Source organism: Promicromonospora sp. NPDC090134, assembly GCF_044746965.1.
GTDB lineage: Bacteria > Actinomycetota > Actinomycetes > Actinomycetales > Cellulomonadaceae > Promicromonospora.
In genome coordinates, this window is the sequence record NZ_JBIVCZ010000001.1 from 1,251,509 (window position 1) to 1,267,628 (window position 16,120).

The following is a 16,120-nucleotide window of genomic DNA, read 5'->3' on the forward strand; positions in this document are numbered from 1 at the left end:
GGAACGGGTCGCGGAACTCCGGCGCGAATTTCGCCCGCTCCAGGAAATCGCGGAGACGCTATGACGTTGTGGGACCTGATACGTGCGGCGCTGCGGCGCTGGCCCGTCCTGCTCGCGGGTGCCGTGGCCACGCTCGGGCTCGTGTACACCACCACGCTGGACGACGGCGTGTACTGGAGCCGTACCCAGGTCGTCTTCCTCGCGCCCGCGAGCAAGGCCTACCCGAACGCGCTGCGCACCACGTCCGAGGACCTGATCATCACGGCCGGCGTGGTCGCCAAGGCCGTGGCCGGACCCGACAAGGTCACCAAGTACGCCTCGCCCGACGCGACGCTGGTGGGCGAGGGGACGCGCGACGGCTGGTCGATCCGGCTGCCCGACACGGGCGGCCAGTGGGCCCCCAACTTCGCCGAACAGGTGCTCTACGTCGAGGTCGTCGCGGCCACCGCCGAGGAGGTCGAGGCCCGGCAGGACGAGATCGTCGCGCAGATCGCCGACGAGCTGGACCGGCTGCAGCGCGACGCCGGGGTGGTGCCCGTCAACGCCATCACCGTGACGGTCGCCCCGGAGTCCCTGGTCGTGCACCAGGTGGGGGGCTCGACCGTCCGGGCCGCCGGGATGGCGGGCCTGCTCGGCGCGAGCGCCACGTTCGCGCTCATCGCCGTGCTCGAGACGCGCGCCCGGCGCCGCTGACCCGGGCCGGGCGTCAGCCGTGCGCCGCGCCACGGACCTCGTCCTCCACGATGCGGGCCACCGCCTCCTGTGCCGGCCCCCAGGACCGGCCCACGACGCTGGCGGCGGCCTTGGCCGCGTACGCGGCGGCGTCGGGCCGCCCGACGGCGGTGGCGAGCCCGGCGGCGATCCCGGCCGCCGTCGGCTCGGCCCAGCCCACGTACGGGTTGGGCAGGTCGGCGCGGGCCAGCGGCGAGTCGTTGACGACGGGCACGACGCCGGCGGCCAGCATCTCCTCGGCCACGAGCGAGATGTTGGTGAACGACATCGCCAGCCCCGCCACGACCCGCCCGTACAGCGCGTTGAGCTCCGCCGGGGTGAGGCGGCCGTGGTACGTCACCGGGAACGTCAGGTCGGCCGGGCGCGAGCCGTAGACGTGGATCTCCTGCTCGGGGTGCGCGCGGTGGAAGCGTTCGAGGGCGAGGCGGGCGAGGAGGTAGCCCCGGCGCCCGACGTCGGGCTTCGCGTAGAACACCACCCCGGACCGGGGCACCTCGACCTCGGGGAGCCGGTACGTGTCGGTGTCGCAGCCGAACGGCACCACGTCGCTGGCCTGGCCCAGCTCGGCCGTGAGGCAGCCGGCCACCATGTCGCCGAGCGCGATGCGCCGGAACGGGAACCGGTAGGTCATCGCGGCCAGCTCGTACTCGGACCCGCGCGGGTAGAAGTACGGCTCGTAGTCCTGGATGAAGTACAGGCGCCGGGTGGGCCGCCGGGTCCGGGCCACGATGACGTGCGCCGACTCCCACGACGACGCGACCACGGCGTCCATGCCGGTGATGCCCGCGCGCGCGTCCCGCACCTCGGCGCGCACGCCGGGCCAGCCGTGCCGCAGCTCGGCGGTCCGCTGGACGATGTCCAGGCCGTGCCGGTCGTAGAGGAACACGACGCACTTGTGCCCCCGCGCCTCCAGCCCCTCGACCATGCGGAACAGGGTGGTGTGGCCGCCGGAGCCCGCCGCTGGCGGCGACGTCACCCAGCCCACGGTGAGCGGGCGGTCGCCGGGCACGGGCTCCGGCGTCGGGAGCGTCTCCGGGACGTCGTCCGCGATGTCCGCGGCGTCGAGCTGGAAGCCGAGCGACGCGGCGGCCGTGGTCCGGTAGGCGCGCGCCGCGACGCGCTGGGCCAGCCCGCGCGCGCCCACGCGGCGCAGGCGGCGCAGCCGCGCCGTGGCCTTGGTCAGCCGGTTCATCGATGGTCCCCCTCGTGGTTCACGGGCGCGGTCACAGGCCGGACGTGGCCCAGCGCAGGTACATCAGCTCGGTCCGGGCGCGGCGGGCCATCCGGCGGACGACGGCGCCGGGGCCGGTCCGTCCCGTCCGCCCGGCCCGCGCCGCCCGGCGGAAGGCCCGCGCGGCCGAGGGCCACGCGACAGACGCCGGCCAGACCTCGGTCGCGAGCTCCAGGTAGGGCGCCGGCGACTCCGCCCGGTCGGCCGCCGCCGCCGCGTACCGCAGGGCGTCCTGGGCGAGAGCGGACCTGGCCCGGTCGTGCAGCCCGTGCGCGCCGGTGAGCCGGTCGCCGACGTTCGCGAACAGCCGGTCGTACGCGTCCGCGCGGGCGCGCAGGTCCAGCAGCGCGCCGGAGCCCTCGTTCACGCTCAGGCTCCCCGCGTGCTCCCTGTGCAGCGCCTGGTCGGCGCCGCCCACGTACGCGACGTCGCCGACGGCGGCGAGGCGCAGCCACATCTCGACGTCCATCGTGAACCGCAGGTGCGGGTCCAGCGGGCCGACGTCCTTGAGCAGGTCGGACCGCATGACCACCTCGGGGGAGGTGATGCAGCTGACGCCGGTGCGGCACCGCTCCGCCAGCCACGCGCGGCCGTCCCACACGGTCCAGGACAGCTCGCCGAGCGCGGGGACGGGCGGGGTGCCGTCGTCGAAGTGCTGCGGGTGGCCGTAGACGAGCCCGACCTCCGGGTGCTGCTCCAGCAGCGCCGTCGCCCGCGCGAGCGCGCCGGGCGGCAGCATGTCGTCGGCGTCGAGCCGCACCACGAACTCGCCCGTGCTCTGCTCCCAGCCCCGGTTGAACGACTCGACCTGCCCCAGGTTGCGCTCGTTCGCCAGCACCGTCACGCCCGGGTGCTCGGCCGCGAGGGCGCGTGCGACGGCGAGGCTGTCGTCCGTCGAGGCGTCGTCGACGAGGATCACCTCGACGTCGACCCCCTCCTGGGTCACGAGGCTGCCCACCGTCTGCGGCAGGAACCGGCCGTAGTCGTAGCACGGCACCACCACCGAGACCCGGGGCCGCAGCTGCGGGGCCGACGGCGGCCGCCGCCGGAACGACCGGGGCGCCAGCGGCGACCGGACCCAGGAGCCGAGCGTGCCCACGACCCGGGCGCCGAGCCCCGGCCCGCCCGTGGCGTCGCGGTCCACCCGGGCGCGCCACGCCACGGCGACGCGGTCGAGGGGCCCGGCCCCGGCGGCGCTCACCCGGCCACCCCCGCAGGTGCGGCCCGCCCGGTCACGGCGTCGCGCAGCGTGCGCACCACGTGCTCCTGCTGGTCGGCGGTGATCCCCGGGAACATCGGCAGCGAGAGGATCTGGCCGGCGTGCGCCTCGGCCCGCGGGGCGGTGCCGGGGCGGAAGCCCAGGTGCGCCGTCGCGGGCAGGAGATGGACCGGGGCGGGGTAGTGGATGCCGTGCCCGATCCCGGCCGCCGACAGCGCCGCGGACACCGCCGGCCGGTACGGGGTGCGCACCACGTACAGGTGCCACACGTGCGTGGCCCCCGGCAGCTCGCGCGGCGCCGCGAGCTCCGGCACCTCCGCGAACGCGTCGGCGAGCAGGGCCCCGTACCGGGCCGCGGCCTCCGACCGCCGCAGGTTCCACGCGTCGAGCCGGGTCAGCTTCGCCGACAGCACGGCGGCCTGGAGGGAGTCGAGACGCGAGTTGGCGCCCACCTCCAGGTGCTCGTAGCGGTTGACCCCGCCGTGGTTGCGCAGGCGGCGAGCCCGCTCGGCCACGTCGTCGGACGACGTCAGCACCGCGCCGCCGTCGCCGAACGCGCCCAGGTTCTTGCCCGGGTAGAAGCTGGTCGCGGCCACGTCGCCCGCCCCACCCGAGCGGAAGCCGTCCCGGCTCGCGCCCTGCGACTGGGCGGCGTCCTCGACCAGCAGCACGTCGGGGCCCACCAGCTCGCGCAGCTGCGTCACCGGCGCCATCTGCCCGTACAGGTGCACGCCGACGACGGCCCGGGTGCGCGCCGACAGCCGTCCGGCCACGTCCTCGGGGTCCAGCAGGAAGTCGTCGTCGACGTCGGCGGGCACGAGCAGCGCGCCGCAGCGCAGCACCGCCTCCGCCGTCGCGAAGAACGTGTTGGCCGGGACGACCACCTCGTCGCCCGGGCCGATCCCGGCCGCCCGCAGGGCGATCTCCAGGGCGTCCGTGCCGTTGCCCACGCCTACGGCGTGCTGCGCCCCGCTGTAGGCGGCGAACTCGCGCTCGAACCGCTCGACGTCCGGCCCCAGCACGAACCCGGACGTGCGCAGGATCTCGTCCCAGCGCTCGCGGACGTCGCCCTCCACCTCGGCGGTCTGCGCCCCCAGGTCCAGGAAGGGCACAGGCTCTCGCAGCTGCGCGGGGGAGGTCGTGGTCGTGGTCTCGGTCATCGGGTCGTTCCTCTCGGTGGGGCAGCCGGGACGGTGTCCGGCAGAAGATCCAGGGCCACGTCCGGTGTCGCAGCGGGCGCGGCGTCCGGCACGTCGGCCGGCGAGTCGTCCGGACCGTCGAGGGCCGTGCGGGCGGCGCGCCAGCGCGGCCGCACCCAGGCGAGCGTGGTGGCCGCGTAGAGCGCGAACGTGACCGCCCCGGCGAGCAGGCCGCCGATCAGCGGGTCCTCGACCCGGCCGGCGGCCAGCATGCCCGCGGCCACGGCGCCCGCTCCGGCCAGCCCCGGCACGGCCAGCGCCCAGGTCAGCGCGCCGACCTCGTCCCGCGACCGGCGCAGCAGCACCAGGTAGGCGGGCACCAGCACGCCCACGGAGACGGCGGCCTGCGCGACCGCGACGCCGATGCTCCCGGCCACCCGCGCGCCGAGCACGACGGCGGGGACCAGGGCCACCAGCCAGACCACCTGCACCGCGAGGACGCCGCGCGAGCGGCCCAGGGCGTAGAGGTAGCCGGCCAGGACGTCCGAGACGACGCGCACGGCGCCGACCACGGCGAGCGGTACGAGGATCTGCGCGGCCGGCTCCCACCGGGCCCCGTAGACGACCACGACCACGGGGTGGGCCAGCGCAGCGAGCATGGCCGCCGCCAGCACGACGGCCCACCAGACGGGCCCGAGCAGCGGCACGAGCGCGGCGCGGGCGCGCTCGCGCACCTGGGAGAAGGCGGGCAGCGTGACCGACCGCAGGGCCTGGCCCACCAGCGTCATGGGCCACGTCGAGATGTTCGCGGCGAGCACGTAGAAGCCGAGCTCGACGGCGCCCGCCATGTTGCCGAGCACCACGCGGTCGACCGAGAGCAGCACCCAGGACAGCAGGTTCGCGGCCGCGACGGGCAGGCCGAACGCGAGCACCGACCGGGCGACCGGCGGGTCCCACGAGAACCGCAGCACGGTCCGGGTGAGCCAGAACTGCATCGCGACGCCGCAGGCCTGGCCGACGACCCGGCCCACCGCCAGGCCGATCAGGCCGTAGCCGAGCACCGCCAGCACGAGGGTCACCACGGCGCCCACGCCGAAGTCGACGGCGTTGGAGCGGAACAGCCCCTGCTGGTCGAGCTTCCGCTGGAGCGTGGCGAACGGGACGACGCCGACCCCGGCCAGCAGGAACGTCGCGGCCAGGATCGCGATGGGACCGGCCGCGCCGGGACCGCCCATCGCCGACGCGAGCGCGGGCGCGGACAGCGCGGTGACCAGGGTGAGCGTGCCGCCGGTCACCAGTCCGAGCACCGCGACGGGGCCGGTGCGCCGCTCGAAGTCGGGGCTGCGCACGAGGTCGGCGCTCAGGCCGAGGTCCGCCAGGGCCATGACCACGCTCTGCACCGTCAGGGCGATCGCGTACAGGCCGAACTCCTCCGGCGACACGATGCGGGCGATGACGATGCCCAGGCCGAGATTGCCCAGCCGCACCACGACGGTGCCCGTGGTGCTCCAGCGCAGGGCGGTCCCGACGCGGCCGCTCAGGGTGGCGCCCGTGCTCATGTCCCGAACCTCGCGAGGAGCTGGCCGCGGACCTTCCAGCGCAGCGACTCGACGGCCTCGACGCCGAGCCGCGACCGGTGCGCCGCGCGCCCGGCGAGGCGGGCCCACTGCCAGGCGGGCGACCGGACGACGGCGGGGTCGGCCTCCCGGGCGAGCCGCAGGAGCTGCGCGCGGTGCTCGGCGCCGTCCGGCCCCGGGGGCAGCAGCGTGGAGGCGAGCACCACCTCGCGCGCGACGGCGGCGTCGGCCCGCGCGCGGAGGCGGTCGGGGCGGCGCAGCAGGTGGCCGTCCTCGCGGAAGAACAGGTCGAACGTCTCGAGCACGGAGCGCCAGTTGTCGAGGTTCCCGCCGAACTGGACGTTGTGCATGTTCGTGTCGTGCTGCCGGTAGTAGGCCTGGACCGGCCCGTTGACGCGGCCGATCCGGCCACGGGCGGCGGCCTGCAGCCACATGTACATGTCGGCGGCCTGCGGCAGCGCGGCGTCGTAGCCGCCGATCGCGTCGTAGACGGACCGCCGCATCACGACCTCGGGGTTGGTCGGGATGTTCCGCCCGCGGCGGGCGACGTGGCCCACCCACTGCTCGCCCTCCCAGACGGTCCACCAGCTCCGGGTCGGCGTGAAGGCGGGCGGCGCGCCGTCGAAGTCGGTCACGAGGCCGTAGACGAGGGAGATCCGCCGGTCGTGCTCCAGCAGGGCGGCGGCACGGGCCAGCGCGCCGGGCGCGAGGGCGTCGTCGGCCGACAGGAGCACCACGTAGTCCCCGCGGGCCCGGCCGAGCCCGTCGTTGTACGTGCGGATGTGCCGCATGTTCTGCTCGTGCTCGACCAGTGTCACGCGCGGGTCCGACGCGGCGATCTCGCGCGCGACGGCGACGCTCCCGTCGGTCGAGGTGTCGTCGACCACGATGACCTCGACGTCCACGCCCTCCTGGGCGAGCACGGAGCCGACAGAGGTCGGGAGGTACTGCCCGTAGTTGTAGTGCGGCACCACCACCGAGACGAGCGGGCGCGTGCGCAGGGGGAGCGGGGCCCGGACCGTGGTCATCGCGCCACCTCCCGGACCAGCCGCCGGGCCGGCACGCCGGCCCAGGTCTCGCCGTCCGGCACGTCGGAGAGCACCACGGCGCCCATGCCGACCACGGCACCCGCGCCGATCCGGACGCCGGGGTGCACGGAGGCATTCATGCCCAGGTAGGCGGCGCGGCCCACGCGCACGCCTCCGCCGAGGGAGACCCCGGCGGCGAGCGTCGCGAAGTCGTCCAGCACGCAGTCGTGCGTGACCGTCACCCCGGGCATCGCGACCACGTGCGCGCCGAGCACGGCGTCCGCGGTGATCGTCACGCCGGCCAGCAGCACCGAACCCTCCCCGACCGGGCACCCGGCGGGGTTGCGCACCGACGGGTCGACGACGCGCGCGTAGTTGGCGCCCGCGTCGAGCCGCGCGTGCACGGCGGCGCGGGCGCGGCTCGGGCCGACGCAGAGCAGCAGGCGGGCGCCGGGGTGCTCCGCGGCGGCGCTCACCGGCCCCAGCACCGGCGCCCCGCCGAGCGCGGGCGGCAGGTCGGCGTAGCGGTCGTCGAGCACGCCGAGCACGTCGTGCCCGGCCTCGGCGACGACGGGAAGCACCTCGCGGGCCAGCCCGCTCGCCCCCACCAGCAGCAGCGGCCCGCCCCAGCTCGCCGCCACCTCACTGCCCCCCGTACCCGCGGAGCACCTCGACCACGCGGCCCAGCTCCGCGACCGTCATCTGGTGGAACAGGGGCAGGATCAGCGTGCGGTCCGTGAGTCGCTCGGTCACGGGCAGCGGCACGCGGCCGCGGTCGGCGTGGGCCGGCTGCCGGTGCGCGGCCATGATGCCGCGGCGCGCCGAGATGCCCGCCGAGGCGAGCGCCAGGAGCAGCCCCTCCCGGTCCAGGCGGTACCCGGGCAGCACCTCGGCCCACAGCGACTGCACGTTGGCGCGGCCCCAGGCCGGGTCCTCGACGAGGCGCAGGCCGGGCACGTCCGCCAGCTCGGCGCGGTAGCGGGCGGCGAGCTCGCGCCGTCGGGCGACGATCTCGGGGAGGCGGCCGAGCTGCACCAGGCCGACGGCGGCCTGCAGGTCGGTCATCCGGAAGTTGAACCCGACCTCGTCGTACTCCTCCGGCGGGGAGACGAGGGCGGTGTGCCGGTCCGCCGCGGAGACGCTCATGGCGTGCTCACGCAGGCGCCGCGCGCGGGCGGCCCAGTCCGGGCGGCTGGTGGTGATCATCCCGCCCTCACCGGTGGTGAGGATCTTGCGGGGGTGGAAGGACCAGGCGGCGATCTCGGCGCCGGCCCCGACCGGGCGGTCGCGGTAGGTCGAGCCGGCGCCGCACGCGGCGTCCTCGATCACCACGATGCCGAGCGGGTCGCACAGCTCGCGGATCGCGGCGAGGTCGACCGGCACGCCGGCCTGGTCCACCGCGATCACCGCGCGGGTGGCGGGCGTGAGGGCGGCGGCCACCGTCTCGGCGGTGAGGTTGCCGGTGGCGGCGTCCACGTCGGCGAAGACGGGGCGCGCGCCCACGTAGGTGGGGGCGTTCGCGGTGGCGACGAACGAGAACGACGGCACCACGACGTCGTCGCCGGGCCGGATGCCCGCGACGACCAGGGCGAGGTGCAGCGCCGTGGTGCAGCTCGACGTCGCGACGGCGGCGCGGGCGCGCATCGTGTCCGCGAACGCCGTCTCGAACGCGGCGACCCGCGGGCCCTGGGCCACCCAGCCGGACTCGATCACCTCGGTGACCGCGGCGATCTCCTCGGCGCCGAGCCACGGCTTCATGACGTCGACGCGGTGCAGGCCCTCCTCCACGGCGGTCATGCGACCACCCCCGCGGGGGTCGTCGCGTCGGCCGGCGCGACCCAGTTGCGGTCCTCGATCCGGCTCAGCATCTCCTCGGGGCTCTCGGGCCGGCTGCGGAACCAGTCGACCAGGTCGGCGACCCCTTGCTCGAAGGTGGTGCGCGGCTCGAACCCGGTCAGCTCGCGCACCAGGGTGTTGTCCACCAGCAGGCGGCGCACGTCGCCCGGGCGGGCCTCCAGCCGCTCCGGCTCGAGGTCGGGTCGCCCGGCGAGCCGGGCGACCGTGGTCACCAGCTCGTTGATCGTCACCTCGGCGCCCGAGCCGACGTTCACGGTGCGGCCGACGGCGGCGTCGCACACCGCGATGTCGGCCAGGCCCCGCGCGGTGTCGCTGACGTGCAGGAAGTCGCGCGTCTGCTCGCCGTCGCCGTAGACGAACGCGGGCAGGCCGCACAGGGCGCGCACGATCGTGCGCGGCAGCACCTCGCCGCTGTCGCCCTCGAAGTGGCTGCGCGGGCCGAAGGTGTTGAACGGCCGGACCACCACGACGGGCATGCCGTGGGTGCGGAACGCGGCTCGCGCGTACGCCTCGCCGGCCAGCTTGGACCCGCCGTAGACCGTCTCGGGCCAGGTCGGGTGCCGCTCGTCCATCGGGGCGTACTGCGCGGTGCCGAACACCTCGCTGGAGCTGACGTGGACGAACCGGCCCACGCCCGCGGCGCGCGCCCGTTCGAGCAGCTCCAGCGTGGCGGTCGCGTTGACCTCGTGGTTCTCGCGCGGGTCGTGCAAGCTGTGCCGCACCCCCAGGCAGGCCAGGTGGAAGACGACGTCCGCGTCGTCGACCAGCGCGAGCGCGGCCTCGCTGCGGATGTCGTCGGCGACCAGGCGCACGGTGCCGTGCCCGTCGGTGTCCTCCAGGTGGTGGGCCAGGTTCTCGCGCCGGCCGTTGACCAGGTTGTCCACCACGGTGACCGACGCCGCGCCCCGGCGCACCAGCTCGTCGACCAGGTGGCTGCCGATGAATCCCGCGCCGCCCGTGACCAGCACGCGCGTCCCGCTCAGCGCGCTCATGCGGCCGCTCCGTTCCCGGTCGGCCCGCTGGCGAGCACCGGCGTGCGTGCGCCGGTCTCGACCCGGGTCACGCCGCCGCCCGTGGCGAGGCTGCGGTCCGCGGCCTCCAGCACGTCGAGCACACGCAGGCCCGCGGCGCCGTCGGTCAGGGCCGGGCGCTCGCCCTGGATCGCCTCGGCAAGCTCGCCCACCATGGACCCGAGCGCCTCGCGCTCCTCCAGGGCCGGCGACCAGGTGTCGCCCAGGCGGTAGGAGATCGTGGCGGCCCGGCGCTCCAGGCTGTCGAACGCCTGGGTCTCCAGGTCCACGCCGCGGTCGTAGACGCTGATCCGCTGCTGCGGGTTCAGGTCGTCCCACACGAGCGTGCGGCGTGACCCGCCGATGGTCATCCGCCGCACCTTGGTGGGGCTGAGCCAGTTCACGTGCACGCTCGCCACGGCGCCGCCCGGCAGGGGCAGCACCAGGTAGCCCACGCAGGACTTGCCCGCGCCGATCGGGTCGGCGCCGTGCGCCGCCACCGACTCCGGCTGCAGGCCGCCGGGCAGGATGAAGTCGATCACCGAGAGGTCGTGCGGCGCCAGGTCCCAGAACACGTCGACGTCGGGCTGGACCAGGCCCAGGTTGATCCGGACGGAGTCGATGTAGAGGATCTCGCCCAGGTCGCCGTTCGCGACCAGCTCGCGGATCTTCCGGGCCGCCGGGGTGTAGCAGTAGGTGTGGTCGGTCATGAGCACCAGGCCGCGGTCCCGCGCCTCGGCGACCATCTCGGTGCCCGCTGCTGCCCGGTCGGCGATCGGCTTCTCGACCACCACGTGCTTGCCGGCGCGCAGTGCGGCCAGCGCGATCGCGTGGTGCGTCCGGGCGGGCGTGGCGATGGCCACCGCGTCCACGTCGTCCCGGGCGAGCAGTGCGTCGAGCGACGTCTCGACGTCGGCCCGGCCGTTCGCGCGGGCCACCCGGGCGGCGCGGTCCGCGTCGAGGTCGCAGACGGCGGCCAGCTCCCAGCGGTCGGACGCCGCGAAGTTGCGTGCCAGGTTGGGTCCCCAGTAGCCGGCGCCCACCACGGCCGCCCGCAAGAGTCTCTGGTCCATGCTGCCTTCTTCCGGTATCAGCTCGGATCGGCCCGGAGTGTTGTCATCCTGGCTCCGATCAATGTACGTCCCGGCCTCACGGCGAACTGGCCGGGGCCTTTCGAAATCACCCGTACTCGACGTTTATTCACCCGGAGCGGGTTTCACCCAGGGGTGAAAGAGAATTGCGCGAAGGGCGCCGGAAATGCCGCGACGAGCATTCATCCGTGCTTCTCGGACAATGCGCGCGAGTGGCCCGTCACCGTGTCGAACACCCGCACGTAGGTCTCCGCCTGCAGGCGCCAGGACAGCTCGCCCTCGATCCGGGCGCGGCCGGCCAGGCCCATCCTCCGGGCGCGGTCGGGGTCGTCGAGGATCTCGAGGATCGCGTCGCCGAACGCCGCGGGGTCGCTCCCGGCGACGTACCGGCCCGCGTCGCCCGCGCTGCGGCGGGTCTCGGTCAGGTCGGTCGCCACGACGGGCAGCTCGTGCGCCATGTACTCCAGGGTCTTGTTCATGGTGGAGCGGTCGTTGAACTCGTTCGGCGGGTCCGGCGTGACGCCCAGGTCCGCGCTGGACAGCCACCGGCCGATGGCGACGTGGTCGACCCGGCCGGTGAAGTGCACCCAGAGGTCCAGCCCGCGGCGCGTGCAGTCCGCGCGCAGCCCCTCCAGCGCGTCCCCGAAGCCGAGCAGCGCGAAGCGCACGTCGGTGCGGCCGCGCACGCGCACCACGTGCTCGATGGCGGCCAGCAGCCGGTCCACGCCGTCCTGCGAGCCCATGATCCCCACGTAGCACACGAGGTGCTTGCCCAGGTCACGGGCCCCCGGCTCGGGGTCGCCGCGGCGCATCAGGTCGGCGTCGGGCGTGCTGAGCACCACCGAGCTGCGGCTCAGGTCGACCTTCCCGCGCTCCAGCGCGATCTGCCGGTACGAGCCGTTCGTCGAGATCACGTGGTCGGCGGTGCGGTACGTCGCGCGCTCCAGGAGCAGCAGCGCCCTGTACAGCAGGTCCTGCCGGCCGAACTTGGCCAGGTACACCTCGGGGCACAGGTCGTGCTGGTCGTAGACGAAGCGCACCCCGCGCCGCAGCCGCCAGAGCAGGGCGAGCAGCCAGTAGGTGTCCGGCGGGTTGCACGCCTGGATCACCTGGAACGGCGCGTCGCGGTGCACGCGGGCCGAGGCCCGCGCCGTCCGCCACCAGCAGACGAGGAACTCGCGGACGTAGCCCAGGACCCCGCGGGAGTCCGGCGGCGGGGCGTACGAGTAGACCGTCGTCTCGTCCACCTGGAACCGGGCGGGCTCGTCGGGGTTCTCCTGCGGGCAGACGACGCTCACGCGGTACCCGGCGTCCGTCAGCGCGCGGCACTCGGACCGGACCCTGCGGTCGATCCTGAACGGCAGGTTCTGGATGATCACCAGAACGTGTGGAGCGTCGGAATGCATAAGGAAAGTGTTGCCCCCGCAGCGCCCTCCAGAAACCCGGGGAGCGGGTGAACACATCGATTCACCCGCGGCGCCGGGTGATATCCCGGGCGTGGAACATCACCCGAACATCACCCTGTCCCGAGGTTGATGTCCTTGGCCTTTTCCGGGTGGGCCCAGGAACGTCGCACAAAGCCGTTCCCGGTATTTCATCCGGTGGTTCGGCGGGCCTTTCGGCACTCCTCGCGGATGATCCCGACGACCGTCTCGGTGGTGCGGTCGAGGTGGCTGCTGCCGTCGTCCAGCCGCGCCGTCGGGCTGATGTAGCTCAGCGGCCCGACATGGGTCGCGGGGTCGAGCCGGTGCACGCGGACCTTCCCGGCCGCCAGGGCCCGGTTCCAGGGGCTGCGCCGCAGCAGCCGCCACCGCTCGGGGAACAGCCAGGTGCTGACCTGTTCGATCCAGTCGTTCCCGCTGGTCAGCCGGTGCAGCCCGGCCGCGTGCGTGAGGTCGTTGGCGCCGTTGTGGAACCCGCCGAGCGTGATGAGCCAGACCGGGGCGCGCAGCTGCGTCCAGAGCTCCTCGACGGCCCCGAGGGCCACCTGGGCGCCGCCGCTGTAGCCGAGCAGCACCACCGGGATGCCGCTGCCGGGCGCGTAGCCGGCGAGCCGGAGCTGCTCGGCGGTCTGCCCGCCCACGGCGCGGTTGTACAGCGGGCGGTAGCGGCGGTCGGCCGCGACGAAGGTCTGCATCACGTTGTGCAGGAACAGCGTGATTCCGATGTGCCGCCGCAGCCAGTCCCACACCGGCCGCCCGACCAGCGGGTCGGCCAGCGGGGAGTACGGCTGGACCTGGCCCAGCACCCGCAGCTCGGGCGCCCCGGCGATCACGGCCTGGACGAGCTGGCCGCCGTCGCGCGTGTCGGTGAAGCGGCGCTTGCCGATGCCGTCGAGGTAGACCAGGTAGGCGTCCGGCGGCCGGTCGGGGTCCGCGCCGCGCGCGTAGGGCAGGTTCGCGGGCAGCACCGGGACCTGGGTGCGCCAGCCGACCGTGTAGACCATCAGCTCGTAGCGGGCGAGCAGGCCCTCGGCGAGCAGGAACGGCCCGATCGCGAGCACGAGGAGCAGGGGGAGCAGCTCGGTCATGCGGGCACCTCCCGCGCGCCGGCCATGAGCCGTGCGGTCAGCCGCCGGACCACCTCGACGGTCGCGGCGAGCCCCAGCCCGGCCCCGGCGACGCACGCGGCCGCGGCCCACCAGCCGAGACCGGACGCGGTGGCGAGCGGCCCGGCCAGGCCCGCCCCGACCCCGACCACGAGCAGCAGGTGCAGGAACGGCCCGAGCAGGGGGAACGCGAGGATCGCCGCGAGCAGCATCGGCGCGACCAGCGCGGGCGTCCAGGCCAGGGTGGGCCCCGGTAGCGTGCCCGGCTGGACCCAGCCGGCGAGGGCCCACGCGGCCGGCGGCCACAGGGCGACGACCACCCCCTCGACCACGGTGCCGGTGGTCATCAGCGCGACCAGGAGCCGCGGGGAGAGCCGGGGCCGGCGGGCCACCAGGGGCAGCACCCGCCCGGCGCTCTCGGACAGCCCGGCGAGCACCAGCAGCACGACGACGGCGGTCGGCACGCCTCAGCCCTCCCGTCCGGGGCCGGCCTGCGCGTCCCCGTGCGCTCCGGCGAGGTACCGCTCGAGCTCGTCCGCGGCGCGCAGCGCGCCGCCCGCCTCCTCCTGGGCGTCCCGCTGCACGCCGGCGGCCGCCCGGAAGCGGGGCTCCCGGAGCAGCCGCCTGGCCAGGACGTACACGGACTCGGGGGTCGCGTCCTCGGTGCTGAGCGCGAGCCCCGCGCCGAGCTCGACCACCCGCTGGGCCACGAGCGGCTGGTCGGCGCCCTGCGGCACCACGAGCGTCGGCACCCCGGCCAGCATCGCCTCGTTCACGCTGTTCATGCCGCCGTGGGTGACGAAGAGCGCGGCCTGGGCCAGCACCTGGAGCTGCGGCACCGACGGGCGCGCGAGCACGTTGGCCGGCAGCTCGCCCAGGTCGGCGGGGTCCGTGTGCCCGGTGGAGACCACGACGGTGCCGCCCAGCGGCGCCAGCGCGGTGGCGAAGGTACGCAGCAGCCCCGGGCCGGCGTCGAACACGGTGCCCAGCGACGCGTACAGGACCGGGCTCTCGAGCCGGTCCGCCGCGAACGCCGGGTCCGGCAGTCGGGAGCCCACGCTCGCCCCGACGAACCGGAAGGACGGGTCGAAGGCGTCGGCGCCCGGCTGGAAGGCGCGGGAGGTGAAGACGAGGTTCAGCGGCTCGCGCGCGTCCATCAGGTCGGTCAGCGGCAGGCCGCCGGTGTCGTAGCCGCGGCGCAGGGCCCAGCGGGCCCCGGCGTAGTCGCGGGCGAGGCCGGGATGCGCCGCGGCCGCGGCCAGCAGCTCCGTGGACAGGCGGCCGGGGCTGGGCACCTGCCGGTTGAACGCGAACGTGGTGAACGTCGCGGCCGCGGGCACCCCGAGCTCGCGCGCGGCGACGGCGCCCCACGGGCAGGCCGCGCCGTGCACCACGAGGTCGGGCCGGGCGGCCCGGAGGTCGGCGAGCACCGAGGGCAGCAGGCCGACGGCGGCGTGCGCGAGCCCCGCCATCATGGCCAGCGGGATGGGCGGGTCCGGCAGGGGCAGGTCGCCCCCGGGGTACAGGTGGACCCGGGCCCCCGCGGCCTCGATCTGCGCCGCGAACGCGGGGGTGGTGTGGTAGGTCACCGTGTGGCCCCGGCGGACGAGCTCGGCCACGACCGGGAGCGTCGGGTTGACGTACCCGTGCATGCCGATGTTCAGGAAGGCGACGGTGCTCATCGGCCGCCTCCGGCTCGCCGTCCGGGGATGCCGGCGGGCGCCGCCGCGACGGGCTCGCGCCGGTACAGGCCCGGGCCGGTGATGACCAGCTCGTCGAGGAACCGGCTCGCCGAGTCCAGCGCCGCGTCGATCAGCCGCCGGGAGTGACTGAAGTCCCACATCGCCGGCCAGGCCGCCACACCTGTCGGCAGCACGACGGTCGGGATCTCCCGCGCCACCTCCCGCAGGTCGCGCTCGATCTGGTGGTGCATCATCAGCAGCCCGGCGCGGGCGGCGACGGCCTCGGCCCGCCGTGGCGGGGCCGTGGTGCCCAGCGGCAGCGCCTCCCGCCCGGTCACCACGACCACGACGCTCGCGGCCCCGGCCTGCCGGGCGGCGAGGACCGGGACGTGCGCCACGGCGCCGCCGTCGACCAGCGTCTGCCCGTCCCGGACCACCGCGGGCAGGACGCCGGGGATGGCCGCACTGGCGAGCAGGGCGGACTCCAGGTCGCCGCGCTCCAGCAGCACCTGCTCGCCGCTGGCCAGGTCGGTGGCGACGGCGATGAAGCGGACGGGCAGGTCCTCGATCCGGGCCGGCAGCCCCGCGCGCCTGATCAGGCGGCGCAGCCCGGCGTCGGCGAACAGGCCCGCCCGGAACGAGCGCAGGCCGAAGGGGAACACCTCCCGGCGGCGCAGCCCCGTCCAGGTCAGGGCCAGCGACCGCGCGGCGCTGCCGGGGTGCGCGGCGGCCACCGCGCCGTTGAACGCGCCCACGGACGTGCCCACGATCAGGTCGGGCACGAACCCGTGCTGCTCCAACGCGTAGCCCACCCCCACCTGCGTGGCCCCGTACACGCCGCCGCCGCCCACGACGGCGGCGACGGGGCGCGGGAGGCCGCGCAGGCCCCGGGGCGGATCGACCGGTTCATCTGGTGCGAACCTCATGTCGGCGACTCCTTGCTGATCCGACGGACTGCCCCGTCGACACACTTGTCCACTGCCTCGACCGCGAACCCCTCCAGTTT

Annotated in this window: 15 protein-coding genes; 1 reads left to right on the forward strand and 14 read right to left on the reverse strand. The window is 75.4% G+C overall.

The window, feature by feature from the left end; all coding sequences use genetic code 11:
• Positions 1-60: 60 nt before the first annotated feature.
• Positions 61-693: a hypothetical protein gene (locus ACIPN7_RS05520; RefSeq protein WP_400538794.1), complete on the forward strand. Its 633-nt coding sequence runs from the start codon at positions 61-63 to the stop codon at positions 691-693.
• Between the two features lie 13 nt (positions 694-706).
• Here the strand turns inward: ACIPN7_RS05520 and ACIPN7_RS05525 are convergent, their stop codons facing one another.
• From ACIPN7_RS05525 to ACIPN7_RS05590, 14 genes are all read right to left on the reverse strand, one after another.
• Positions 707-1,924, reverse strand: a complete 1,218-nt coding sequence (locus ACIPN7_RS05525) for a glycosyltransferase family 1 protein (RefSeq protein ID WP_400538796.1) — start codon at positions 1,922-1,924, stop codon at positions 707-709.
• A gap of 31 nt (positions 1,925-1,955) precedes the next feature.
• Positions 1,956-3,164 carry a glycosyltransferase family 2 protein gene (locus tag ACIPN7_RS05530; RefSeq protein ID WP_400538798.1) on the reverse strand — a complete coding sequence of 403 codons (1,209 nt, stop codon included), beginning with the start codon at positions 3,162-3,164 and terminating at the stop codon, positions 1,956-1,958.
• Positions 3,161-4,342: a DegT/DnrJ/EryC1/StrS family aminotransferase gene (locus tag ACIPN7_RS05535; RefSeq protein WP_400538800.1), complete on the reverse strand. Its 1,182-nt coding sequence runs from the start codon at positions 4,340-4,342 to the stop codon at positions 3,161-3,163. The genes ACIPN7_RS05530 and ACIPN7_RS05535 overlap by 4 nt, the downstream gene beginning before the upstream one ends.
• Complete coding sequence (locus ACIPN7_RS05540; RefSeq protein ID WP_400538802.1) at positions 4,339-5,880, reverse strand: oligosaccharide flippase family protein; 1,542 nt, start codon at positions 5,878-5,880, stop codon at positions 4,339-4,341. The genes ACIPN7_RS05535 and ACIPN7_RS05540 overlap by 4 nt, the downstream gene beginning before the upstream one ends.
• Positions 5,877-6,926, reverse strand: coding sequence for a glycosyltransferase family 2 protein (locus ACIPN7_RS05545; RefSeq protein ID WP_400538804.1), 1,050 nt, complete (start codon positions 6,924-6,926; stop codon positions 5,877-5,879). The genes ACIPN7_RS05540 and ACIPN7_RS05545 overlap by 4 nt, the downstream gene beginning before the upstream one ends.
• On the reverse strand, positions 6,923-7,567 hold the full coding sequence (locus tag ACIPN7_RS05550) for an acetyltransferase (RefSeq protein WP_400538806.1): 645 nt from the start codon (positions 7,565-7,567) through the stop codon (positions 6,923-6,925). Before ACIPN7_RS05550 ends, ACIPN7_RS05545 begins: the two co-directional genes overlap by 4 nt.
• Position 7,568: 1 nt before the next feature.
• On the reverse strand, positions 7,569-8,723 hold the full coding sequence (locus tag ACIPN7_RS05555) for a DegT/DnrJ/EryC1/StrS family aminotransferase (protein WP_400538808.1): 1,155 nt from the start codon (positions 8,721-8,723) through the stop codon (positions 7,569-7,571).
• Entirely contained in the window at positions 8,720-9,775 is a 1,056-nt protein-coding gene (locus ACIPN7_RS05560) for a dTDP-glucose 4,6-dehydratase (RefSeq protein ID WP_400538810.1), read from the reverse strand. The genes ACIPN7_RS05555 and ACIPN7_RS05560 overlap by 4 nt, the downstream gene beginning before the upstream one ends.
• On the reverse strand, positions 9,772-10,866 hold the full coding sequence (locus ACIPN7_RS05565) for a Gfo/Idh/MocA family protein (protein ID WP_400538812.1): 1,095 nt from the start codon (positions 10,864-10,866) through the stop codon (positions 9,772-9,774). The genes ACIPN7_RS05560 and ACIPN7_RS05565 overlap by 4 nt, the downstream gene beginning before the upstream one ends.
• Before the next feature lie 200 nt (positions 10,867-11,066).
• Positions 11,067-12,263, reverse strand: coding sequence for a glycosyltransferase family 4 protein (locus ACIPN7_RS05570; protein WP_400538814.1), 1,197 nt, complete (start codon positions 12,261-12,263; stop codon positions 11,067-11,069).
• 215 nt (positions 12,264-12,478) lie between these two features.
• Positions 12,479-13,414, reverse strand: coding sequence for a hypothetical protein (locus ACIPN7_RS05575; RefSeq protein WP_400538816.1), 936 nt, complete (start codon positions 13,412-13,414; stop codon positions 12,479-12,481).
• Positions 13,411-13,896 (reverse strand): hypothetical protein, encoded by a 486-nt coding sequence (locus ACIPN7_RS05580; RefSeq protein WP_400538818.1) that lies wholly within the window; start codon positions 13,894-13,896, stop codon positions 13,411-13,413. The genes ACIPN7_RS05575 and ACIPN7_RS05580 overlap by 4 nt, the downstream gene beginning before the upstream one ends.
• A 3-nt stretch (positions 13,897-13,899) precedes the next feature.
• Complete coding sequence (locus tag ACIPN7_RS05585) at positions 13,900-15,114, reverse strand: macrolide family glycosyltransferase (protein WP_400538820.1); 1,215 nt, start codon at positions 15,112-15,114, stop codon at positions 13,900-13,902.
• The gene (locus ACIPN7_RS05590; protein ID WP_400538822.1) at positions 15,111-16,040 is read right to left on the reverse strand and encodes a patatin-like phospholipase family protein; all 930 of its coding nucleotides are present in this window, start codon (positions 16,038-16,040) and stop codon (positions 15,111-15,113) included. The genes ACIPN7_RS05585 and ACIPN7_RS05590 overlap by 4 nt, the downstream gene beginning before the upstream one ends.
• Positions 16,041-16,120 lie beyond the last annotated feature (80 nt).

Bases quoted from the DNA above. Each gene is read 5' to 3' on its own strand.
- ACIPN7_RS05520 (WP_400538794.1), top strand. From the start codon at position 61: ATGACGTTGTGGGACCTGATACGTGCGGCGCTGCGGCGCTGGCCCGTC.
- ACIPN7_RS05525 (WP_400538796.1), bottom strand. From the start codon at position 1,924: ATGAACCGGCTGACCAAGGCCACGGCGCGGCTGCGCCGCCTGCGCCGC.
- ACIPN7_RS05535 (WP_400538800.1), bottom strand. From the start codon at position 4,342: ATGACCGAGACCACGACCACGACCTCCCCCGCGCAGCTGCGAGAGCCT.
- ACIPN7_RS05540 (WP_400538802.1), bottom strand. From the start codon at position 5,880: ATGAGCACGGGCGCCACCCTGAGCGGCCGCGTCGGGACCGCCCTGCGC.
- ACIPN7_RS05545 (WP_400538804.1), bottom strand. From the start codon at position 6,926: ATGACCACGGTCCGGGCCCCGCTCCCCCTGCGCACGCGCCCGCTCGTC.
- ACIPN7_RS05555 (WP_400538808.1), bottom strand. From the start codon at position 8,723: ATGACCGCCGTGGAGGAGGGCCTGCACCGCGTCGACGTCATGAAGCCG.
- ACIPN7_RS05560 (WP_400538810.1), bottom strand. From the start codon at position 9,775: ATGAGCGCGCTGAGCGGGACGCGCGTGCTGGTCACGGGCGGCGCGGGA.
- ACIPN7_RS05565 (WP_400538812.1), bottom strand. From the start codon at position 10,866: ATGGACCAGAGACTCTTGCGGGCGGCCGTGGTGGGCGCCGGCTACTGG.
- ACIPN7_RS05575 (WP_400538816.1), bottom strand. From the start codon at position 13,414: ATGACCGAGCTGCTCCCCCTGCTCCTCGTGCTCGCGATCGGGCCGTTC.
- ACIPN7_RS05585 (WP_400538820.1), bottom strand. From the start codon at position 15,114: ATGAGCACCGTCGCCTTCCTGAACATCGGCATGCACGGGTACGTCAAC.
- ACIPN7_RS05590 (WP_400538822.1), bottom strand. From the start codon at position 16,040: ATGAGGTTCGCACCAGATGAACCGGTCGATCCGCCCCGGGGCCTGCGC.